Annotated in this window: 19 protein-coding genes; 5 read left to right on the top strand and 14 right to left on the bottom strand. The window is 69.7% G+C overall.

Features of this window, described 5'->3' with window-relative positions:
• Positions 1-12 precede the first annotated feature (12 nt).
• The 3 genes from QZV97_RS07995 to glnT all read left to right on the top strand — a co-directional run bounded on the left by QZV97_RS07995 (position 13) and on the right by glnT (position 4369).
• Positions 13-1428: a DUF3138 family protein gene (locus QZV97_RS07995; protein WP_295640948.1), complete on the top strand. Its 1416-nt coding sequence runs from the start codon at positions 13-15 to the stop codon at positions 1426-1428.
• Positions 1429-1532: 104 nt separating this feature from the next.
• Positions 1533-3029 (top strand): aldehyde dehydrogenase, encoded by a 1497-nt coding sequence (locus QZV97_RS07990; RefSeq protein ID WP_295640946.1) that lies wholly within the window; start codon positions 1533-1535, stop codon positions 3027-3029.
• Positions 3030-3037: 8 nt separating this feature from the next.
• A complete protein-coding gene (glnT, locus tag QZV97_RS07985) occupies positions 3038-4369 on the top strand; it encodes a type III glutamate--ammonia ligase (protein ID WP_295640944.1) in 1332 nt (443 codons plus the stop codon).
• 8 nt (positions 4370-4377) lie between these two features.
• Here glnT and QZV97_RS07980 read toward each other — a convergent pair whose 3' ends face one another.
• Positions 4378-5469 (bottom strand): type II asparaginase, encoded by a 1092-nt coding sequence (locus tag QZV97_RS07980; protein ID WP_295640942.1) that lies wholly within the window; start codon positions 5467-5469, stop codon positions 4378-4380.
• Positions 5470-5577: 108 nt separating this feature from the next.
• On the opposite strand from QZV97_RS07980, the gene QZV97_RS07975 reads away from it, so the two are divergent.
• Positions 5578-6504, top strand: a complete 927-nt coding sequence (locus tag QZV97_RS07975) for a DMT family transporter (protein ID WP_295640940.1) — start codon at positions 5578-5580, stop codon at positions 6502-6504.
• Between the two features lie 9 nt (positions 6505-6513).
• Here QZV97_RS07975 and dusA read toward each other — a convergent pair whose 3' ends face one another.
• The 13 genes from dusA to rimP all read right to left on the bottom strand — a co-directional run bounded on the left by dusA (position 6514) and on the right by rimP (position 21807).
• Complete coding sequence (gene dusA, locus QZV97_RS07970) at positions 6514-7545, bottom strand: tRNA dihydrouridine(20/20a) synthase DusA (RefSeq protein WP_295640938.1); 1032 nt, start codon at positions 7543-7545, stop codon at positions 6514-6516.
• 46 nt (positions 7546-7591) lie between these two features.
• Entirely contained in the window at positions 7592-7966 is a 375-nt protein-coding gene (locus QZV97_RS07965) for a hypothetical protein (RefSeq protein WP_295640936.1), read from the bottom strand.
• The gene (locus tag QZV97_RS07960) at positions 7963-8859 is read right to left on the bottom strand and encodes an alpha/beta fold hydrolase (RefSeq protein WP_295640934.1); all 897 of its coding nucleotides are present in this window, start codon (positions 8857-8859) and stop codon (positions 7963-7965) included. Before QZV97_RS07960 ends, QZV97_RS07965 begins: the two co-directional genes overlap by 4 nt.
• A gap of 145 nt (positions 8860-9004) precedes the next feature.
• Positions 9005-9805, bottom strand: a complete 801-nt coding sequence (locus tag QZV97_RS07955) for an alpha/beta hydrolase (RefSeq protein ID WP_295640932.1) — start codon at positions 9803-9805, stop codon at positions 9005-9007.
• 31 nt (positions 9806-9836) lie between these two features.
• The gene (locus QZV97_RS07950; protein ID WP_295640930.1) at positions 9837-11522 is read right to left on the bottom strand and encodes a wax ester/triacylglycerol synthase family O-acyltransferase; all 1686 of its coding nucleotides are present in this window, start codon (positions 11520-11522) and stop codon (positions 9837-9839) included.
• An 88-nt stretch (positions 11523-11610) separates the two neighbouring features.
• Entirely contained in the window at positions 11611-12729 is a 1119-nt protein-coding gene (locus tag QZV97_RS07945; protein ID WP_295640927.1) for an enoyl-CoA hydratase/isomerase family protein, read from the bottom strand.
• A complete protein-coding gene (locus QZV97_RS07940) occupies positions 12726-13634 on the bottom strand; it encodes an EamA family transporter (protein ID WP_295640925.1) in 909 nt (302 codons plus the stop codon). Before QZV97_RS07940 ends, QZV97_RS07945 begins: the two co-directional genes overlap by 4 nt.
• Before the next feature lie 19 nt (positions 13635-13653).
• Complete coding sequence (gene typA / locus QZV97_RS07935) at positions 13654-15486, bottom strand: translational GTPase TypA (RefSeq protein ID WP_295640923.1); 1833 nt, start codon at positions 15484-15486, stop codon at positions 13654-13656.
• On the bottom strand, positions 15483-16466 hold the full coding sequence (gene truB, locus QZV97_RS07930) for a tRNA pseudouridine(55) synthase TruB (protein ID WP_295640921.1): 984 nt from the start codon (positions 16464-16466) through the stop codon (positions 15483-15485). The genes typA and truB overlap by 4 nt, the downstream gene beginning before the upstream one ends.
• A gap of 7 nt (positions 16467-16473) precedes the next feature.
• A complete protein-coding gene (gene rbfA / locus QZV97_RS07925) occupies positions 16474-16839 on the bottom strand; it encodes a 30S ribosome-binding factor RbfA (protein WP_295640919.1) in 366 nt (121 codons plus the stop codon).
• 75 nt (positions 16840-16914) lie between these two features.
• Entirely contained in the window at positions 16915-19731 is a 2817-nt protein-coding gene (gene infB, locus QZV97_RS07920) for a translation initiation factor IF-2 (protein ID WP_295640917.1), read from the bottom strand.
• A 67-nt stretch (positions 19732-19798) separates the two neighbouring features.
• A complete protein-coding gene (nusA, locus tag QZV97_RS07915; protein WP_295640915.1) occupies positions 19799-21277 on the bottom strand; it encodes a transcription termination factor NusA in 1479 nt (492 codons plus the stop codon).
• Positions 21274-21807 (bottom strand): ribosome maturation factor RimP, encoded by a 534-nt coding sequence (rimP, locus tag QZV97_RS07910; protein ID WP_295640913.1) that lies wholly within the window; start codon positions 21805-21807, stop codon positions 21274-21276. The genes nusA and rimP overlap by 4 nt, the downstream gene beginning before the upstream one ends.
• A gap of 224 nt (positions 21808-22031) precedes the next feature.
• Between rimP and fabI the strand changes: the two genes are divergently transcribed.
• Positions 22032-22817 (top strand): enoyl-ACP reductase FabI, encoded by a 786-nt coding sequence (gene fabI, locus QZV97_RS07905; protein WP_295640911.1) that lies wholly within the window; start codon positions 22032-22034, stop codon positions 22815-22817.
• Positions 22818-22821 lie beyond the last annotated feature (4 nt).

Here is a 22821-nt window from a genome sequence, read left to right as displayed (position 1 = left end):
GGAGCCCACGACATGAGAACCTGGAAACAAACCGCTCTCGCCCTCGCACTGGCCAGCGCCTTCCCGGCCGCGATGGCCCAGAGCAATGCCGAGGTGCTGAAGGAGTTGCAGGCGCTGAAGGACCGCGTGGCCGAGCTCGAAGCCAAGCTCAAGGCCGCCCAGGGCGCCAAGCCCGCGGTGCCGGCAGGTTCTGCGCAGTGGGGCATGACGCCCGAGCAGGCGGCCGAGTTCAACCGCATCGCGGTCAAGACCGAGGCGCTGGAGGACGCGCGCGACGCCTCGGGCCTGAAGGGCCTGAAGATCAGCGGCTACATGGACCCGACCTACATCTACAACAAGAACCAGGGCCGCAGCGGCTTCCAGTTCTTGAACTCGGCGATCGACGACCCCTACAGCTATGACAACTCCTACTTCGGCGCAGTCTCCGTCGACTTCCTGAAAGAGACCGACAGCGGTGCTCGCTGGCGTCTGACGTTGACCCCGCAGCGCGGTATCGGCGCGTTCATCGACGGCAAGAGCATCGTTCACGAAGCGTCCGTGTCGCTGCCACTGGGCGACTTGCAGACGCGCTTCATCGCAGGCCAAGTGCCTGATTGGTCGGGCTACGAGTATGTGCAGCCGACCTTGACCAAGCTCATCACGCACAACCTCTTGTTCGACACGACGCTGCCTTACGGATACACCGGCGCCGGCGTGGAGATCACTCGCGGCAAGTGGATCGTAAAGAGCATGCTCGCACAGGTCAACGCGACGAAGAATGAGGCCGGCGAAAAGGGGGCGGCACTTGTGTATCGAGTGGACTACTCGCGAGGCGAGTTCCAGGGTTTCGGCTTCGCCGGCGTCCATGGGAAGTCCGCCAATCTCAGGAGCGACGACGTGAACCCAATCAGCGGCTCGCCGTACGACGCCAGGAAGACATCACTCAACTTGTTCGAGTTCGACGCCTACTTCATCCGCGGCGACTGGACGGTGCAGGGCCAGGTCAGCTACGGCCAGCAGAAGAACGCCGCCGTCACCGCCGACCCGGTCACCGGCGAACTGCGCGACGCGCGCTGGTACGGCCTGTCGGGCCTGGCGGCCTACAAGTTCACGCCGCGCCTGGAAGGCATCGTCCGGGCCGACTACATCAAGAACGACAAGAACGGCGGCGGCCTGCTCGGCTACGGCTTCGCCGACTACCGCAACGGCATCGGCCCCGGCTACGTGTTCGACGAAGGCACCGGCTCCTGGATCCAGTCCGACACCGAGAAGGGCGCGACGCGCACGGCGGTCTCCTTCGGCCTGAGCTATCTGTTCAACCTCAACACGACCTTCAAGGCCGAGTACCGCCTCGACCGCGCCAACCAGGCGGTCTTCATCGACGTCAAGGACGGCAGCTACAAGAAGACCAACCACCTGTTCGGCGCGGCGGTGGTCGTGAGCTTCTGACCGGGGAGTGCCCCTGGTCCGTGCATGACGCTGCCCAGGCAGCGTCATGCGCTTTTGCGCTACAAGTCCGAATCGCTTTCCCGCGCTCTCCATCGAGTCCTGCCATGGCAAACCCCGTGATCGACTGGCGCGAACGCGCCGCCAAGACCGTCGTCGACGGCCGCAGCTTCATCGACGGCGACCTGCACGACGCCGTCGGTGGCGAACGCTTCGACTGCATCTCGCCGATCGACGGCCGCGTGCTGGGCCGCGTCGTGCGCGGCCAGGCGGCCGACATCGACCTCGCGGTCAAGGCGGCACGCGCCGCCTTCGAGGACGGCCGCTGGGCGCGCCGCTCGCCGGCGCAGCGCAAGCGCACGCTGCAGGTCTTCGCCGACAGGATCCTCGCCGCCAAGGAGGAACTCGCGCTGCTCGAGACGCTGGACATGGGCAAGCCCATCCAGTACTCGCTGTCGGTCGACGTGCCCTCCACGGCGCGCACGATCGCCTGGTACGCCGAGGCCGTCGACAAGATCTACGACGAGATCGCACCGACGGGTCACAACGCGCTGGCGCTGATCCAGCGCGAAGCCATGGGCGTGATCGGCGTGATCGTGCCCTGGAACTACCCGATGATCATGGCCGCCTGGAAGCTCGGTCCCGCGCTCGCGGCCGGCAATTCTGTGGTCCTGAAGCCCAGCGAGAAAAGCCCGCTGACCGCACTGAAGCTGGCCGAGCTGGCGCTGGCCGCCGGCCTGCCGCCGGGCGTCTTCAACGTCGTTCCCGGCTACGGCCACGAGGCCGGCGAGGCGCTGGCGCTGCACCCCGATGTCGACGCGATCGGCTTCACCGGCTCGACGCGCGTGGGCCGCAAGATGCTGGAGTACGCGGGCCGCAGCAACCTCAAGCGCGTCTACAACGAGCTGGGCGGCAAGAGCGCCTTCCTCGTCTTCCCCGACTTCGACGACCTGGACCGCTGCGCCAAGACGCTGGCCGGCAGCATCTTCTTCAACCAGGGCGAGAGCTGCAACGCGCCCTCGCGCTTGATGGTCCACGAGTCCATCGCCGACGACTTCGCGAAGCGCGTCGCCGCCGAGGCGCCGAAATACCGCCCCGCCGACCCGCTGGATCCCAAGACCGTGATGGGCGCGCTGGTCGACGACGGGCAGCTGCGCACCGTGATGAGCTACATCGACGCCGGTCAGACCGAGGGCGCGCGGCTGCTGGCCGGCGGCGCGCAGGCGCGCGCCGAGACCGGCGGCTACTACGTCGAGCCGACGGTCTTCGACGGCGTGCGCAACGACATGAGGATCGCGCGGGAGGAGATCTTCGGCCCGGTGCTTTCGATCATCCGCTTCAAGGACGAGGCCGAGGCCGTGCGCCTGGCCAACGACTCCGCCTACGGCCTGCAGGCCAGCGTCTGGAGCTCCAACGTCGACCGCGCCCACCGCGTGGCCCGCGCGCTGCGCGCCGGCACGGTGCACGTCAACCAGTACGACGACGACGACATCACCGTGCCCTTCGGCGGCTACAAGCAGAGCGGCAACGGCCGCGACAAGTCGCTGCACGCCTTCGACAAGTACACCGAATTGAAGACGACCTGGCTGCGCATCAACTCCTGAGTCGGCGCGTGAAGATCGAACCTGCCGCCTTCACCGCCCCGGCGCGCGAGTCGCTCGCTGCCCAGGGCGTGCACACGCTGCTGGTGCAGTTCACCGACGTGCACGGCGTGGCCAAGGGCAAGCTCGTGCCGCTGGACCAGCTGGACGCGGTGCTGCGCGACGGCGCAGGCTTCGCCGGCCCGTCGATCTGGGGCACGGCGCTGCCGCGGACCGGCCCGCGCGCCGAGTACTACGCGCGCGGCGACGCCGGCACCCTGCAGGCCCTGCCGTGGATGCCCGGCGTGGCACGCATCGTCGGCGACGGTTTCGTGGCGGGCCAGGCCTTCGACGCCTGCCCGCGGCAGGTCTTGAAGCGCCAGGTCGCGCGGCTGGCCGAGCGCGGCTGGACGCTGCAGACCGGCATCGAGCCCGAGTTCTTCCTGATGAAGCGCCAGCGAGACAGCGCGCGCTACCTGCCGGTCGACGATGCCGACCGCCTCGACAAGCCCAGCTACGACCTGAAGAGCCTGCCGCGCCAGGCCGGCTTCCTGCACGCGCTGCGCGAGGCGCTCGAGGCCGCCGGCCTGCAGGTGCTGCAGATCGACCACGAAGACGCGCACGGCCAGTACGAGCTGAACTTCCTGCACGACGAGGCCCTGCGCAGCGCCGACCACCTGATGCTCTTCAAGCTGGCGGCCCACCACCTGGCCGAGCAGGACGGTGCGGTGTTCTCGATGATGCCCAAGCCCTTTGCCAACCAGCCTGGCAGCGGGCTGCACTTCCATGTCTCGCTGTGGAACGGCGAGCGTTGCCTGTTCGACGACGAGCCGCAGATGCGCCACTTCATCGGCGGCGTGCTGGTCCACAGCGCCGCCCTGTGCGCGCTGGCCGCCCCCACGGTCAACAGCTACAAGCGCCTGGTGGTCGGCGAATCGCTGTCGGGCACCAGCTGGGCGCCGGCCTACGTGGCGCACGGTCCCAACAACCGGACCGCACTGGTGCGCACCCTGCCCGGCCGCTTCGAGTGGCGCGTGCCCGATGCCTCGGCCAATCCCTACCTGGCGACCGCGGGCCTGATCGCCGCCGGCCTGGACGGCATCGACCGCCAGCTCGACCCGGGCCCGGCCTGCACCGACGACCTGTTCGAGCTGGGCCTGGCCGAGATCCGCCGCCGCGGCATCGGCCTGCTGCCCCAGAGCCTGGGCGAGGCCGCCGACGCGCTGGAGGCCAGCGCGCTGATGCGCACGACCCTCGGCGAGACGCTGCACCTCGAGTTCGTGCGCCTCAAGCGCGCCGAGTGGATCGAGTACGCACGCCACGTCAGCGACTGGGAGCACGCGCGCTACGGCGCCGCGTTCTGAGCGCGCGCTCAGTACTCCCAGAAGATTCTCTGGAGTTCCTTCGGGTCGTTGGTCTTCGTCAGCGCGACAGCGGCCAGGATCTTCGCCTTCTGCGGATTGAGGTCATGCGCGACGACCCAGTCGTACTTGTCGTCCGGCTGCTCGGCGTTGCGGATCACGAAGCCGTCGGCCACGCGCGAGGAGCGGATCACCTGGGCCCCCTGCGTGCGCAGGCTGCGCAGCGCGTCGACCGCGTAGTTGGCCACCGAGCCGTTGCCGGTGCCGGCGTGCACCACCGCCTTGGCGCCCGAGCGCCTGGCCGCCTCGTAGGCCTCGAGGCTCATGTTGCCCGAGCCGTAGACGATGAAGACCTCGGGCAGCTTGTCGATCGCGTCGATGTCGAACTCGCTCTTCACCGTATGGCGCTTGGCGAGCGCGCGGAACCAGTAGGTCCTGCCCTCGACCGCCATGCCCAGCGGCCCCCACTGGCTGCCGAAGGCGCTGGTCTTGATGTTGATGCGCTTGGCGACGTCGCGGCCGGCGTGGATCTCGTCGCTCATCACGACCAGCGTGCCCTGCCCGCGCGACCTGGGATCGGCGGCGACGACCACCGCGTTGTAGAGGTTGAGCATGCCGTCGGCCGACATCGCGGTGCCCGGCCGCATCGAACCGACGACGACCACCGGCTTGTCGCTGCGGATTACCAGGTTCAGGAAGAAGGCGGTCTCTTCCAGCGTGTCGGTGCCGTGGGTCACGACGACGCCGGCGATGGCCGGGTCGCGCAGCAGCTGCGACACGCGCTTGCCCAGCTGCACCAGCTTGTCGTTGGTGAAGCTCTCGGAGGCGATCTGGAACACCTGCTCGCCGCGCACCTGGGCCACGTCGGCCAGTTCGGGGATGCCGGCGATGAGCTTGTCGACCGGCACCTTGGCGGCCTGGTAGGACGCGCTGTTGGTCGCCGACGCGCCGGCGCCGGCGATGGTGCCGCCGGTCGCGAGGATCACGACCTGGGGCTTGGGCGCGGTCGAGGCCGGGGACTGCGCCTGCGCGGGCTGCAGCGCAAGCGGCAGCAGCAAGCTCGCGGCGAGCGCGATCGTCAGATGGCGACGGATGGGGTTCATGCTTCCTCCTTGACGGTGATGTGATGTCGGACGCCGGGCACGACGGCTGCGACGCAAGCCGCATGCCCATGATGCGCCGGCACAATGCACCGTGGCCGCACACCCCTGATGCCGCCGTCGTCATCACCCCACATCGCCCGAGGACCCCGCTTGCGCACTCCGTGGACGGCCTACGCCAGCCTGGCCGCCAGCATGGCCCTGGTCGGCAGCTACGTCGGCCTGTCCAAGCTGCTGGTGCTGGTGTTCCCGATCTTCCTGCTGGCCTGGCTGCGCTTCGGCATCGCGGCGGTGGCGATGGCGCACTGGGTGCGGCGCGGCGGCGACGAGGCCCCGCTGAACGCGCACGACCGCCGGCTGCTGTTCTGGGAAAGCTTCCTGGGCAACTTCCTGTTCTCGATCTGCATGCTGTTCGGCATCGCCCGCAGCTCGGCGCTGGCAGCCGGCGTGATCATGGCCGCGCTGCCGGCCGTGGTGGCGCTGATGTCCTGGGCCTTCCTGCGCGAGCGCATCACCGCGCCGGTGCTCGCCGGCATCGCCTGCGCCGTGGCCGGCATCGCGCTGGTGTCGGCCAGCAAGCCGGCCGCCGGCGCTGCCGACAGCAGCCTGATCGGCAACCTGCTGCTGGTCGGTGCCGTCTGCTGCGAGGCGAGCTACGTCGTCATCGGCAAGCGCCTGACCGGCAAGGTGTCGGCCAAGCGCATAAGCGCGCTGGTCAATCTGTGGGGCCTCGCGCTGGTGACGCCCTTCGGCCTGTGGCAGGCCTTCGGCTTCGACTTCGGCGGCGTCGCCGCGGGCAGCTGGGCACTGCTGGTCTTCTATTCGCTTGCGGCCAGCATGGTCGCGGTGTGGCTGTGGATGACCGGCCTGAAGCACGTGCCTGCCGCGTCGGCCGGCGTCTTCACGGTGATGCTGCCGGTCAGCGCGGCGGCAGTCGGTGTGCTGCTGCTCGGCGAGCGCTTCAGCCTGGCGCAAGCGGCGGCCTTTGCGCTGGCGATGGCCGGGGTCGTGCTGGCGACTCGGCCGGCGCGCGCCTGAACCTCAGAGTCAGCCCGTCGAGGTCTCGGCCAGCACCTGCGCCAGCGCCTCGGCGGCGCTAGCCTGCACCGCGCGCGGCGATTCGCCGCGCAGGCGATGGTCGCTCCACACCTGGCGCCAGCGACGCGCGCCCGGCACGCCATTCCACAGGCCCATCGCGTGACGCATCGCGCTCATCCACGGCTGGCCGGCGGCGTGCAGCGTCTCGAGGTAGTCGACCCAGGCCGACTCGGCGGCGCTGCGCGAGGCCGCGGTCGATGGCGGTTCCTCGCCGAAGAAGCTGCGGTCCCAGGCCGCCATCGCCCAGGGCTCGTGGTAGGCATGCCGGCCGATCATCACGCCGTCGAGCTGCTGCAGCTGGTCGGTGATCACCGCATCGCTGTTCACGCCGCCGTTGAGCACGAGCGTGAGTCCCGGAAAGTCCCGCTTGAGCCGGTGCACCGTCTCGTAGCGCAGCGGCGGGACCTCGCGGTTCTCCTTCGGCGACAGGCCCTTCAACCAGGCATTGCGTGCGTGCACGATGAACACGCTGCAGCCCGCCTCGGCCACGGTGCCGACGAAGTCGCGCACGAAGTCGTAGTCCTCCCCCTTGTCGATGCCGATGCGGTGCTTGACAGTCACGGGAATGCTCACCGCGTCGAGCATGGCCTTCACGCCGTCGCGCACCAGCGCCGGCTCGGCCATCAGGCAGGCGCCGAAGGCCCCGCGCTGCACCCGCTCGCTCGGGCAGCCGCAGTTGAGGTTGATCTCGTCGTAGCCCCAGCGCTGCCCCAGCTTCGCGCAGGCGGCCAGGTCGTCGGGCTCGCTGCCGCCGATCTGCAGCGCGACCGGATGCTCGCGCGCATCGAAGTCCAGGTGCCGCGGCACGTCGCCGTGCAGCAGCGCCCCGGTCGTCACCATCTCGGTGTACAGGCGCGTGCGGCGCGTCAGCAGGCGATGGAAGACGCGGCAATGGCGGTCGGTCCAGTCCATCATCGGCGCGACGCTGAGTCGCCACGGCGAGGCGATTCGTGCGGGCTGGGCTTGCGGGTGGTGACTCATCGATCCGAGTGGTTCGCGACGATCCGACGCCGCAGCGGGCGTGAGCCTACTGCTTGACCGCCGACCAGTAGGACAGGAAGTCGCGACCGGTGGCGTTGGTCAGGCCTTCGAGCTTGCCGCCGGTGAGCACGGCCGAGTGGTTGTAGGGGCCCGACACGTCCGCGGTGACGAAGGCGATGCGCACGGCGCCCCAGTCGGTATTGATGCGCGCCTGACTGACCGGCGCCCCGTAGAACGTGCCTTCGAAGGACTTGCCGGACACCGACCGCACGACCAGCTCCTGGTAGTACGCCGGAGCGTCCGGCCTGGGCCGAAGGTCGACCCGCCAGGTACCGACCAGCACCGACGGCTCCGGGGCCGGCGGCGGGACCGCACAGGCGGACAGCGCGACGGTGGCAGCGACGGCGAGGTACAGCTTCATGGTGGCGACGCCCGCCGCGCCGCCTGCTCGATGCGGTCCGCGAACAGCGGCCACAGCGGCGCCGGCAGGTCGTGGCCCATGCCTTCGACGGCGTCGAACTGCGCACCCTTGATCGCCTGCGAGAGCTGCACGCCGCAGGCCAGCGGCACCAGCGGGTCGGCCTGGCCATGGATGATCTGCGTCGGCACGGCGATGCGGCCCAGCAGCGGCGTGCGGTCGCCGTCGGCAGCGATCGCGACGAGTTGCCGGGCGACGCCGGGGCCGCTCTTCAGGCCGCCGCGGTCCAGGCTGCGGCGCAGCGTGGCGCGCAGCTCTTCCTCGGGGGCCGGGTAGCCGGGGCTGCCGATCACGCGGAACAGGCGCACGTAGTGGTCCAGCACGGCGTCGGCCGTCGGCGATGCCGGGCGCGCCAGCAAGGCGGCACGCGCGGCGCGCGTCGGCTGCGGCAGGTGGCGCGCGCCCGATGTCGTCATCATCAGCGTCAGGCTCTTCACGCGCGACGGATGATCGGCCGCGACGCGTTGCGCGATCATGCCGCCCATCGACGCGCCGCAGACATGCGCCTTCGCGATGCCCAGCGCATCGAGCAGCGCAACGGTGTCGGCCGCCAGCTCGCGCAGCGTGTACGGCGCCTGCACCGGCAGCCGCGCCAGGAAGCGCAGCGTCTGCCACATGAGGTTGGGCGTGCCGAGGTGGTCGAAGCGCTGCGACAGGCCGACGTCGCGGTTGTCGAAGCGGATCACGCGGAAGCCCCGCGCCACCAATTGCTCGACCAGGCCTTCGCGCCAGGCGATCAGCTGCATGCCCAGGCCCATGATCAGCAGCAGCGGTTCGCCGCTGTCGGGACCGTGGACTTCGACTTCGAGTGTGGTGCTGCCGGCCTGGATCTTCATCTTGAGCTAGACGGTTGCCGCCCAACGCCCACCACTACCCATGCACCGGTGCCAACCCAGCAGCCGCCGTGGATCCGGCTCTGCCGGTCCGCTAGCGGCGCCCCCTGGAGGGGGAGCGGCGCAGCCGCAACGGGGGTGGTCGTCATCAGGCGGGACGTGCCGGGCCGTGCTTCACCAGCCAGGCCAGCGCGCCGGGCCGGTCGAACTTGCGCCAGCGCTTGGGGTCCTGCGTCAGGCGGTCGGCGACGGCCGTCAGCGCCAGCGGGTTGAGCCCGAGGCCCACATGGCTGGCGAAGACCTCGATGTTCTCGGTCAGCGGCCCGTCCTCGTTCAGGCTGCAGGGCCAGGCGACGACACCGTCGCTGCGCGAGTAGACCGACGTGGTCGGCACCGGCGGCGCGATGTGGATCTGGTCGCGCAGCTCGTGCGGGTCGTCGATCTTCTGGCCGCTGAGGAACTCGTAGACGCGCCATGCGTGGTTGGCCTTCGGCGGGCCGGCGAAGGGCGTGCCCAGCGTGACGACGCAGCGCGTCGCCTCGGGCGCCAGCTTCGCGACCTCGCGCGCGTAGACGCCACCCAGGCTCCAGCCGATCAGGCTGACGGGCTGGCCGTGCTTGTCGCAGAGCTCGCGCGTCAGCTCGGCGCAGCCGCGCAGCACGCCCGGCCGGGGCCCGAAGTTGAAGCCGAAGTTCCAGGGATAGGGCGTGTAGCCCAGCACCGTCAGCAGGTTGCGCAGCGGATAGGTCGACAGGTCGTTGGCGCCGAGGCCCGGGAACACCAGCACCGGATGCCCGTCGCCGCGCGGCAGCTCGCGCAGCCAGGGGCTGCTGAGCCACAGCGCCGCGTACTCCCAGGGCGCACGCGCCTCGAGCATCAGCAGGAAAGGCGATGGCGCCTTGACTTCGGTCGGGACGGAACGGGCGTCGGAGCCGGGAAAGAAGGACATGGAATCGTCGAAGGGAACGAACGCCCCGATCCTAACGGGCCGTTCTAGAGGCGGTTGCCGGGGCGCGCGGCTTGCGCAGCGGCGCCTTGGCAGCGACCTTCGCTGGCGTCTTCCTGACGGTCTTCGCGGCGGCCTTCTTCGCGACCTTGCCGGCCGGTGCCTTGGTGGCCTTGGTGGCCTTGGTGGCGGCCTGCTTCGCCGCCGATCGGGCCAGCGTCTTGTGCGCCAGCGCCAGCAGCTCGGCATGGCTCTCGTGCAGTGCCTGCGCGAACAGCGCGACGTCGGGCATGGCCTTGGCGCAGGCCATCGCGCCGAACTCGAGCGCGCCGTTGTAGCTCTGCACCGTGATGTTCAGCGCCACGCCGTGCACGACGATCGAGGTCGGGTGGTTGCTCAGCATCTTGGCGCCGGCCAGGTAGAGCGGCACGGCCGGCCCCGGCACGTTGGAGATCGTCACGTTGGCGATCGGGGGGATGCGGTCGGCCAGCCGCGTGCGGCCGTACAGCGAGACCATGCCGGTCAGCAGCCAGGGCACGCCCAGCGTCGGAAAGTCGGTCGGCATCACGCTCTTCAGGTCCACCAGGGCCGACTTCATCGCGGCGGTCGCGGCCTTGACGTGCGCCACGCGCCGGGCCGGCGCGGCCAGGTGCGTGCCCAGGCTCACGACCGACATCGAGGCCTGGTTGCTGGCGGACGTGTCGCCCGCCGCGCGCAGCGAGATCGGCACCGCGGCGATCAGCGACTCCTTAGGCAGCGCCTTGCGCGCCTGCAGGTAGCGCCGCAGGGCTCCGCTGCACACGGCCAGCACGACGTCGTTGAGCGTCGCCTCGAAAGCCGTACGCAGGACCTTCAGCTCGGCCATCGACAGGCTGACCGCGGCGAACGCGCGGCGCCGGCCGACGGTGACGTTGAAGACGGTGCGCGGCGCGATCTTCAGGTTGCGCATGCCGCCCTGCAGCTTGCGGCCCTTCGCGTCCTGCACCTCGACCCAGCGGCTGGCGGCCTTCCTGGCGGCGTCGAGCATCGCGTCCTTGGCGCCGCTCGCGGCCACCTGGCCCGCCGCCTTGCCGACGGCGGTGGCGGTCCCCGGCAGCGCCTTCGCCAGGTCGGCGATCTGCTTCATCTGGTGGGCCAGCGCGCCGCCCAGGCGTTCGGCCATGCCGAGGGCGACGCTGGCCGGCCGCTCGCTCGGCATGTTGATCGCGCGGCCGTCGGCACTGAGGTCGAGGATGGCCTGCCCCAGCGCCACCGCCGCCTGGCCGTCGACCGCGGCGTGATGCAGCTGCGTGTAGAGGCCGAACACCGGCGAGCCGTCGGGCAGCGGCTTGAAGCCGGTGAGCACGTGAAATCGCCACATCGGCCGGTCGCGGTCGAGCAGGTGGCTGTGCAGCCTGGACACCAGCGCCTGCGCTTCGGCCATGCCGGTGCTGCCGCGTGCCAGCCGCGGCAGCTTGAGGCCGATCACGTGCCAGTCGAAGTCGACGCTGGCGTCGGTCCACGCCGGCGTCGCCAGGTTCATCGGCAGCGGCAGCAGCTTGCGGCCCAGCGGCGGCGCGAGGTGTGCACGTTCGCGGAGGTGACGGCGCACGTCGGCGACGAAGTCCCCCGCATAGCCCGGCGGCAGGCTGAAGGTGTGCAGCGCGCCCACGTGCATGGGCATCTGTGGCGTCTCGAGATAGAGGAATGCCGCGTCGAGTCCGCTCAGTTGCTGCACCATGCTTCGCCTCCTGGCCCCTGGGTCCGGACCATGCTAGCCGCGGGTGCGCGGCGCGATGCAGCGGGTTTGCGCTAGCGCGCGGGAACCGTCAGCCCAGGTCGCGCAGCGGGTGAGCGTGGGCCGGCCAGGGACTCGCGAAGAAGGCCGCGACCTGATCGGCGCCGACGTCCTCGATGCGCGCCGGACTCCAGCGCGGCGCGTGGTCCTTGTCGACGGCCAGCGCACGGATGCCCTCGACTGTCTCGCTCGCGACACCGGGCCGCAGGTGAAAGCAGTGGCGCACCAGGTCGCGCTCCATGCGCAGGTCCTCGGGCAGGCTCATCGTGCGCGCACGGCGGACCTGCTCCAGCGTCACGGCCAGCATCAGCGGCGAACGCTGGCGCAGGGCGGCGAGCGTGTGGCGAGCCCAGTCGCTGTCTTCGGCCCCGAGCGATGCGGCGATCGCCGCCACATCACGCTGCGCGAAGTGCCGGTCGATGGCCGTGCGATGTGCGTCCAGCGCGGCCGGCGGCGCGGCCTGGGCTCGCGCGCGGACGGCGGCCAGCAAGGCCTCGTCGCTGCCGTGCGGCTGGTCGCACAGCGCCTCGACCAGCGCCGGCAGGCCGCCCGACGACAGCATCACGTCGGCCAGACCGAGCGCGATCGCGTCGCCGGCGCCGAGCACGTGACCGGTCAGTGCGAGGTACTCGCCCACATGGTCCGGGCAGCGGCCGAGGAACCAGCCGCCGCCGACGTCGGGGAAGAGGCCGATGTGGGTCTCGGGCATCGCGAGCTTGCTGTGCTCGGTCACGACGCGCAGCCGCGCGCCCTGCGAGATGCCCATGCCGCCACCCATCGTGATGCCGTCCATCAGCGCAAGGTAGGGCTTGGGGTAGCGGTGGATCAGGTGGTTGAGGGCGTACTCCTCGGTGAAGAAGTCCTCCAGCCGCGGATCCCCGGCCAGCGCCGCCTGATGGAAGAAGCGGATGTCGCCGCCGGCGCAGAAGGCCGGGGCCTTGCCCTCGCGGCCCGCGCCGCGCACCACGACGGCCTGCACCGCCGCGTCGCCGGCCCAGTGGCGCAGCAGCGCCGTCAGGTCGCGGATCATGCCCAGCGACAGCGCGTTCAGCGCACCCGCGCGGTTCAGGGTGACGAGGCCGATCGTGCCGCGCACCTCGGCCAGCACCTGGGAGTCGCCGACCAGCGGCGGCAGCGGACGGGGACTCATGGGCGCAGGTTCTCCTCGGGTCGGCGCTTCAGCGCCAGCAGTTCGTTGGCCACCAGCGCCCCCAGCACCAGCGCACCGCCGGTCAGCGCGCTGGCGCCCGGATGCTCGCCGGCGCCGAGCCAGGCCCAGGCGACACCGAACACCACTTCCAGCAGGCCCAGCAGTGCGATCTCGGGCGCCGGCAGCTCGCGCGTCAGGCGCACGACCAGCAGGCAGGGGATGGCGAGCTGGACGACGCCCAGCATCGCCAGCAGGCCCAGGTCGTGCGTCGAGGCCTGGAAGGGCCAGGCCAGCGGCAGGGTCGTCGCCGCCGAGATCACGGCACCGATCAGCACCGCGGGCAGCATGTCCTGCGGGGCGCCCTCGCCGTCCGGGTCGCCGGAGCCGTGGCCGATGTGCTGCAGCAGCGTCCAGTTGGTCGCTGCGGCCAGCGGCACCGCGAGCGCGACCAGCGTGCCGACGACCGACAGGCCTTCGCTGGCCTCGCGACCGAACATCCATGCGATGCCGGCGCCACCGACCGCGATGGCCACCCAGGTGCGCACCGGCAGGCGGTGGTGCAGGAAGAGGCGCGCGAACAGTGCGGTGATCAGCGGCCCGATCGCCATCGTGACCAGCACATTGGCCACCGTCGTCAGCGTGATGGCGACCATGAAGGCCGTGAACATCACCGACCAGCACAGGCCCGAGACCCACACCGGCCCCGGCGCCCGCAGCAGGCCGCGCCACAACGCCGGCCCGCGCATCGCGGTCAGCGCGACGGCCAGGGCCAGCGCATTGAAGAGACTGCGCCAGAACGTCACCTCGAAGCTGCGCGCGGCGTCCAGATGCCGCGTCACGACGCCGGCGATGCTCCAGAGGAGCGTCACCAGGATCATCGAGGCGACGGCTCGCCCGTGCGTCATGCAGCGGCCCGGCGCCGGCTCATGCCGCGTCGCGGCTCGCCCGCTTGCGGTCGTGTTCCTTCAGGTGGCGCTTGCGCAGGCGGATCGACTTCGGCGTGATCTCGACCAGCTCGTCGTCCTCGATGAACTCGACCGCGTACTCGAGCGACAGCTCGATCGGCGGCGTGATCTTGATGGCGTCTTCCTTGCCGCTGACGCGGAAGTTGGTCAGCTGCTTCTGGCGCACCGCGTTGACGACCAGGTCGTTGTCGCGGCTGTGGATGCCGACGATCATGCCCTCGTAGACCGGGTCCCCGGCCTTGACGAACATGCGGCCGCGGTCGTCGAGCTTGCCGAGCGCGTAGGTCACGATCTCGCCGTCGTCCATGCTGATCAGCACGCCGTTCTTGCGGCCGCCGATCTCGCCCTTGTAGGCCTCGTAGCCGTCGAAGATGTTGCTGATGAGCCCGGTGCCGCGCGTCAGGTTCATGAACTCGTTGCTGAAGCCGATCAGGCCGCGCGCCGGGATGCGGTACTCGAGGCGCACGCGGCCCATGCCGTCGGGCTCCATGTTCACCAGCTCGGCCTTGCGCAGGCCGAGCGCCTGCATCACGCCGCCCTGGTGGCCTTCCTCGACGTCGGCGGTGACCAGTTCCATCGGCTCCTGGCGCTCGCCGTCGGCCTCGTGGAACACCACGCGCGGCTTCGACACGGCCAGCTCGTAGCCCTCGCGGCGCATGTTCTCCAGGAGGATCGTCAGGTGCAGTTCGCCGCGGCCGGAGACCTCGAAGATGCCGTCCTCGTCGGTGTCCTTCACGCGCAGCGCGACGTTGCTCTGCAGTTCCTTCTGCAGGCGGTCCCAGAGCTGGCGGCTGGTGACGAACTTGCCCTCGCGCCCCGCCAGCGGCGAGGTGTTGACGCAGAAGTTCATCGTCAGCGTCGGCTCGTCGACCTCCAGCATCGGCAGCGGCACCGGATCGTCGATGTCGGTCAGCGTGACGCCGATGCCGATGTCCTCGATGCCGTTGATCAGCACGATGTCGCCCGGGCCGGCCTCGGTGGCCGGCACGCGCTCGAGGCCGTTGAACTTGAGCACCTGGTTGACGCGCGCCTTGAAGGGGATGCTGTCCTCGCCCGAGAAGACCGACACGTCCTGCATCGGCTTGAGTGTGCCCTGGTTGATGCGGCCGATGCCGATGCGCCCGACGAAGGTGGAGTAGTCGAGCGAGCAGATCTGCAGCTGCAACGGACCTTCGGGGTCGCCCTCGTGCGGCGGCACGTGCTTGAGCACGGCATCGAACAGCGGCGACATGTCGGTGCCGACCTCGCCCGGGGTCAGCGTCGCCCAGCCGTTCAGGCCCGAGGCGTAAATGACCGGGAAGTCGAGCTGCTGCTCGGTCGCGTGCAGCTTGTCGAACAGGTCGAAGGTGGCATTGATGACGTAGTCCGGCCGCGCGCCGGGCCGGTCGACCTTGTTGACGACGACGATGGGCTTGAGGCCCAGCGCCAGCGCCTTCTTGGTGACGAAGCGCGTCTGCGGCATCGGGCCCTCGACCGCGTCGACCAGCAGCAGCACCGAGTCGACCATCGACAGCACGCGCTCGACCTCGCCGCCGAAGTCGGCGTGGCCGGGGGTGTCGACGATGTTGACGTGGGTGCCCTTCCATTCGACGGCGCAGTTCTTCGAGAGGATCGTGATGCCGCGTTCCTTCTCGATGTCGTTGCTGTCCATCACGCGCTCGGCGACCTTCTCGTTCTCGCGGAAGGTGCCGCTCTGGCGCAGCAGCTGGTCGACGAGGGTGGTCTTGCCGTGGTCGACGTGGGCGATGATCGCCACGTTGCGGATCTGTCGGGCGGAGTCTGCGGTGGTCATGTCGTGCTCACGGGATGCGGGGATGCGGGATTCGGAGGCGGTGCAACGGCGACCAGCGCCTGCACCTCGGGTGGGCTCAACAGCCGGCCAGGGATCAGCTCGCCGCCCTTGACGTGGGCGCTGCCCAGGAAGGCGCGCGGCTCGGGGCCGTAGACGCGCACGGCCGCGCAGTCGCGGGCTTCGGTGCGGCGGCGCAGGCCCGTCAGGAAGCGCGCGGCCTCGTCGGTCGCCAGCTGGACCGCAGGCCAGCCGGACAGCAGCACGTCGGGCGGCAGCAGCCGCGATTCGCGTTCGGCGGGTTCGAGGGCCTGCAGGGCGTCGATCGTGATGGCGTCGTCCACGCGGACCGGCCCGCTGGCGGTGCGGCGCAAGGCAATCAGGTGCGCCCCGCAACCGAGCGCGGCGCCCAGGTCTTCGGCCAGGGTGCGCACGTAGGTGCCCTTGCTGACGCAGACCTCGATCTGCAGTTCATCATCCTGCCGGCCGACGATGTCGAGCCGATGAACCTGGACGCGGCGCGGCAGGCGCTCGACCTCGACGCCGGCGCGGGCGTACTCGTACAGCGCGCGGCCTTCGTGCTTGAGCGCCGACTGCATCGGCGGCAGCTGCTCGATGCTGCCGGTCAGCGCGGCGCAGGCAGCGGCCAGTGCGGCATCGTCGAAGGCGACCGGCCGGGTCTCGAGGACCTCGCCTTCCAGGTCGCCGCCGACCCGCGTGACGCCGAGCTTCAGCGTCGCACGGTAGGTCTTGTCGGCGTCCAGGCTGGCCTGCGAGAACTTGGTCGCCGCGCCGAAGCACAGCGGCAGCAGGCCGGTGGCCAGCGGGTCCAGCGTCCCGGTGTGGCCGCCCTTCTCGGCGCGCAGCATTCCCTTGACCTTCTGCAGCGCATCGTTGCTCGACCAGCCCAGCGGCTTGTCGAGCAGCAGCACGCCGTGCAGGGCACGGCGCGGCTGGCGCGGCGGACGGGAGCTCGCGGACATGACAGGCTCAGTCTTCCTTGGCGCGGGTCGCGTTGGCCTGATGGATGAGTGCATTCAGGTCGGCCGCCCGCTCGGTGGTGCGGTCGAACTGGAAATGCAGCGTCGGCACGGTGTGGATCTGCAGGCGCTTGAAGAGGCTGTTGCGCAGCCAGCCGGCGGCCTCGTTCAGCGCGGTCTCGCACTCGGCCGGGTCGCCCATCAGCACCGAGAAGAACACCTTCGCGTGCGCGTAGTCCGCCGACACCTCGACGGCCTGCACCGTCACCATGCCGACGCGCGGATCCTTCAGCTCGCGGATCAGCTCGGCGACGTCGCGCTGGATCTGGTCGGCGACGCGGAAGCTGCGGTTGGGAATGACTCGCTTGTGTTTCATCGTGGGGCGCCTCCAAAGACAAGCCCCGCCATCTTTCGGAGGGCGGGGCTTGTTCGAGGATGAGCAAGGACCGCCTTACAGCGTTCGGGCGACTTCCTTGATCTCGAAGAACTCGAGCTGGTCGCCTTCCTTGATCTCGTTGTAGTTCTTCAGCTTGATGCCGCACTCGAAGCCTTCCTTGACCTCGCGCACGTCGTCCTTGAGGCGCCGCACCGACTCGACCTCGCCGCTGTAGACGACGACGTTGTCGCGCAGCAGGCGGAAGCGCGCACCGCGACGCACCAGGCCCGAGGTGACCATCGAGCCGGCCACCGTGCCGATCTTGGAGGCCACGAAGACCAGCCGGATCTCGGCGGTGCCGAGCAGTTCTTCCTTCTGCTCCGGCGCCAGCATGCCGCTCATCGCCGCCTTGATCTCGTCGACCGCGTCGTAGATGATGTTGTAGTAGCGCAGGTCGACGCTGTTGCCTTCGGCCAGCTTGCGCGCGCCGGCGTCGGCACGCACGTTGAAGCCGATGATGACGGCCTTGGACGCGATCGCCAGGTTGACGTCGCTCTCGCTGATGCCGCCGACCGCCGCGTGCACCACCTGCACCTTGACCTCGGCCGTGCTGAGCTTGAGCAGCGACGCCGACAGCGCCTCCTGCGAGCCCTGCACGTCGGCCTTGATGATGAGCGGCAGCGTCTGCGCCTGGCCCTCGCCCATGTTCTCGAACATGTTCTCGAGCTTGGCGGCCTGCTGCCTGGACAGCTTCACGTCGCGGTACTTGCCCGAGCGGAAGGTCGCGATCTCACGCGCACGCCGCTCGTCGGCCAGCACCATGAACTCGTCGCCGGCCTGCGGCACCTCGGTCAGGCCCTGGATCTCGACCGGGATGGAAGGCCCGGCCTCGTTGGCGGGCTTGCCGTTCTCGTCGAGCATCGCGCGCACGCGACCGTAGGTCGAGCCGGCCAGCACCACGTCGCCGCGCTTGAGCGTGCCGCTCTGCACCAGCACCGTGGCCACCGGGCCGCGGCCCTTGTCCAGCTGCGCCTCGATGACCAGGCCCTTGGCCGGCGCGTCCTTCTGCGCCTTGAGCTCCAGCACCTCGGCCTGCAGCAGGACCTGCTCCAGCAGGTCGTCGATGCCCTGGCCGGTCTTGGCCGACACCTGCACGAACGGCGAGTCGCCGCCGAAGTCCTCGGGCACGACCTGCTCGGCGATCAGCTCGCTGCGCACGCGCTCGATGTTGTGGCCGGGCTTGTCGATCTTGTTGATGGCCACGACCAGCGGCACCTCGGCCGCCTTGGCGTGGTGGATCGCTTCCTTGGTCTGCGGCATGACGCCGTCGTCGGCGGCCACGACCAGGATCACCAGGTCGGTCGCCTTGGCGCCGCGGGCACGCATGGCCGTGAAGGCCTCGTGGCCCGGCGTGTCGAGGAAGGTGATCATGCCGCGCGGCGTTTCCACGTGGTAAGCCCCGATGTGCTGCGTGATTCCGCCGGCCTCGCCCGCCGCCACGCGCGTGGTGCGGATGTAGTCCAGCAGCGAGGTCTTGCCGTGGTCGACGTGGCCCATCACGGTGACCACCGGCGCGCGCGGCAGCATCTCGGCCTCGGATACCGCGGCTTCCTCCTCGAGGAAGGCATCCGGGTCGTCGAGCTTGGCCGCAAAGGCCTTGTGGCCCATCTCCTCGACCAGGATCATCGCGGTCTCCTGGTCGAGCTGCTGGTTGATCGTGACCATCTGGCCCAGCTTCATCAGCTGCTTGATGACCTCGGAGGCCTTGACGCTCATCTTGTGCGCGAGGTCGGCGACCGAGATGGTCTCGGGCACGTGCACCTCGTGGACCTGCGCCTCGACCTGGATCGGCGCGGACGACATGCCATCGCCGCGATCGCCGCGGCGACCGCCGCGCGGCGCCTTCCAGCCGCCACGGCCGCCGGTGTCGGGGCGGCCCTTGAGCGCCGCGCGCTTCTTGGCCGCGTCATCGGCCCAGCTGGACGACAGCTTCTCGGACTTGACCGACTTCTTGTCGCCCGGCTTGGCAGCACCCGGGGCCGTCGTGGCACCCGGCTTGGCGGTGGGCTTGTGGATCGTGCCCTTGATGCCTTCGGCCGGCTTCGGTTCCTCGGGCTTCTTCGCGACGAGCACCTTCTTCGGTGCGTTCATCATCGCGCGGATCGCCGAGGCCTCGTCTTCGGCCGCCTTGCGCCGCTTGGCGAGCTCGGCGGCCTTGAGCTTCTCTTCGGCCTCGATGTCAGCGGCCTTGACGACGCGCACCGCCGGCTTGACCGGCTCTGCCGGAGCGGCCGGAACCACCGCGGCTGCAGCCGGCGCGGCGGCCGCCTTGTCCTTCTTGCCGGTCGGCACTTCGGCGGCGGCGGCCAGCGCGGCCGCAGCCTGCTCGGCGGCGGCACGCTGGCGCTGCTCGGCGGCGTCGCGTTCGGCCTGCTCCTGGGCCTCGCGGGCACGGCGCTTCTCGGCCAGGTCTTCTTCCTGGCGACGCAGCAGCTCGGCCTGGCGGCTCGCTTCTTCCTCGCGCTTGCGGAGCTCGGCCTCGTCGATCACAGGCGCGGCCGGGGCGGCTTCCTCGGGTGCCGGCGTGTCGTCACGCTTGACGAAGACACGCTTCTTGCGCACCTCGACCTGGATCGTGCGCGCCTTGCCGGAGGCATCGGCCTGCTTGATCTCGGTGGTCGACTTCTTGGTGAGCGTGATCTTCTTGCGCTCGCCGCCGGCGCTGGTGCCGTGCGCGCTGCGCAGGTAGTCGAGCAGGCGCTCCTTGTCGCCTTCGGTCAGGGCGTCGTCGCTCGACGCCTTGGCGACGCCGGCGGAATGCAGCTGCTCGAGCAGCGTCGCGGCCGGCCGGTTGAGCTCGGCGGCCAATTGTGCGACGGTGGTCACGGCCATTGTGGGTGGTCCTTGGTGGGTCTCGGGGGCCTGGCAGGGGGCGGTCTGGGGTCTGAGGAACGGCGGCTCAGGCGGTGAACCAGTGCTCGCGGGCCTTCATGATCAGATCCTTGGCCTGCTCCTCGGCCATGCCGGTCAGCTCGGTCAGCTCGTCGACGGCCAGGTCGGCCAGGTCGTCGCGGGTCTGCACGCCGCCTTCGGCCAGCTTGGCGATCAGCTCGGGCGTCAGCCCTTCGAGGTCGCGCAGGTTCTGCGAGACGCCGTCGAGCGACTCTTCCTTGGCGATCTCCATCGTCAGCAGCGCGTCCTTGGCGCGGGTGCGCAGCTCGTTGACGGTGTCTTCGTCGAAGGACTCGATCTCCAGCATCTCGGTCAGCGGCACGTAGGCCACTTCCTCGAGGCTGGTGAAGCCTTCGGCGATCAGGATGTCGGCAACCTCGACGTCGACGTCGAGCTTCTCGACGAACACCTTGCGGATCGACTCGGTCTCGGTGGCCTGCTTGTCCTGCGACTCCTCGGCGCTCATGATGTTGATGCGCCAGCCGGTCAGCTCGGAGGCGAGGCGCACGTTCTGGCCGCCGCGGCCGATCGCGATCGCGAGGTTCTCCTCGTCGACCACGACGTCCATCGCGTGCTTCTCCTCGTCGACGACGATCGACTGCACGTTGGCCGGCGCGAGGGCGCCGATGACGAACTGCGCCGGGTCGGCCGACCAGAGCACGATGTCGACGCGCTCGCCGGCGAGCTCGTTGGTGACCGCGTTGACGCGCGACCCGCGCACACCGACGCAGGTGCCGATCGGGTCGACGCGCTTGTCGTGGGACAGCACGGCGATCTTGGCGCGCGAGCCGGCGTCGCGGGCACAGCTCTTGATCTCGAGCAGGCCTTGCTCGATCTCGGGCACCTCGTGGCGGAACAGCTCCATCATGAAGCCCGGCGCACTGCGCGACAGCATGATCTGCGGACCGCGCTGGGTCGTGTCGACCTCCAGGATGTAGGCGCGGACGCGGTCGCCGGTGCGCAAGTTCTCCTTGGCGATCATCTCGCTGCGGCGCAATCGGCCCTCGACGCGACCGCTCTCGACGATCAGGTCGCCCTTGTCGAGGCGCTTGACGGTACCGACGAAGATCTTGTCGCCGCGCGACAGGAAGTCGTTGAGCAGCTGCTCGCGCTCGGCGTCGCGGATCTTCTGCAGGATCACCTGCTTGGCAGCCTGGGCGCCGATGCGGCCGATAGACACCGACTCGACCTGCTCTTCGATGTAGTCGTCGACCTCGATGTCCGGGATCTCCTCCTGGGCCTCGAACAGCAGCTTCTCGGAATCGGGCAGTTGCAGGCCGGCCTCGTTGGGCACGACGTGCCAGCGGCGGAAGGTCTCGTAGTTGCCGGTCTCGCGATCGATCGAGACGCGCATCTCGACCTCGCCGCCGTGCAGCTTCTTGCTGGCCGACGCGAGCGCGGCCTCGACGGCCTCGAACACCACTTCGCGCTCGACGCTCTTCTCGCGTGCGATCGCATCCACCAGCATCAACAGTTCACGGTTCATTGTTCTTGACCTCCGATTGCCTGGGGCGCGGCCGGGGCGGGAGCCCTGCCCTTGCGACCCTTGAAGTCCAGCACGGGCACCAGCCGAGCCTCGCGGACCTCATCGAGCTTGAATCCCAGCACCTGATCCTGCTTGCCATCGTGGAAATGCAGTTCCCAGCCTTCGCCGGCACCGGCCAGCACGCCCTGGTACTTCTTGCGGCCCTGGAACGGCAGCTTCAGCACCAGGTCGATCCGCTCGCCCTGGAAGCGCCCGTAGTCGGCGTCCTTCTTCAGCGGCCGGTCCAGACCCGGCGACGACACCTCGAGGCGCGTGTAGTCGCAGCCCTCGACCTCGAGCACATACTGCAGTTGCCGTGTGACGAGCTCGCAATCCTCGACCGTCACGAAGTCCTCGCCGCCGGACGGGTAGGTCTTGCCTGGCAGCCGGTCGATGAAAACGCGCAGCAGCCCCTGCGAGCCGCGCTCGCACTCCACCAGTTCGTAGCCGAGACCGGTGACGGTCTTCTCGACGGCGGCCTGCCAATTCATCGATCGGTGTCCTGCTGCTCCGTGTGCGACCCGGACCCGGGTTGCAGAAAGGTTCAAGCAAAAAAAAAGGGCTGGATTCCCCTGCCCAATTTCTGGTCTAGCGAAGCGCGCATTGTAGCCGGACTGACCCTTACCGGCAAGCCTGCAGGGTGTCAAGCGCCCGGGGCGGCGGCCCCGCGTGCCAGAATTTCCAGCCCCAGAACCCACCCGCAGACGGAGACACCATGGGCTTTCTCGCCGGCAAGCGCCTTCTGATCACCGGGCTGCTGTCCAACCGCTCGATCGCCTATGGCATCGCCCGCGCCTGCCGGCGCGAAGGCGCCGAGCTGGCCTTCAGCTACGTCGGCGAGCGCTTCAAGGAGCGCATCACCGACTTCGCCCGGGAGTTCGACTCGACGCTGATCTTCGACTGCGACGTCGGCGACGACGCCCAGATCCAGGCCATGTTCGATGCGCTCGGGCAGACCTGGCCCCGTTTCGACGGCTTCGTGCACTCGATCGGCTTCGCCCCCCGCGAGGCGATCGCCGGCGACTTCCTGGACGGCCTGTCGCGCGAGGGCTTCCGGATCGCCCACGACATCTCGGCCTACAGCTTCCCGGCGATGGCCAAGGCGGCGCTGCCGCGCCTCAACGAGAAGGCGGCGCTGCTGACGCTGACCTACCTGGGTTCGGAGCGCGTGGTGCCCAACTACAACACCATGGGTCTGGCCAAGGCCTCGCTCGAGGCCGGCGTGCGCTACCTGGCCGGCAGCCTGGGCCCCAAGGGCATCCGGGTGAACGGCATCTCGGCCGGGCCGATCAAGACGCTGGCGGCCTCGGGTATCAAGGGCTTCGGCAAGATCCTCGACGTGGTCGAGAACAACGCCCCCTTGCGCCGCAACGTGACGGTCGACGATGTGGGCAACGTCGCGGCCTTCCTGCTGAGCGACCTGGCCGCCGGCGTGACGGCCGAGATCACCTACGTCGACGGCGGCTTCAGCCGCGTGGCCAGCGGCATGGCCGACGCCTGAGCGA

It is taken from the genome of uncultured Methylibium sp. (genome assembly GCF_902826655.1).
In the GTDB taxonomy this organism is placed as follows: Bacteria; Pseudomonadota; Gammaproteobacteria; order Burkholderiales; family Burkholderiaceae_C; genus Methylibium.
This window is presented reverse-complemented; position numbering and strand designations above follow the sequence as displayed.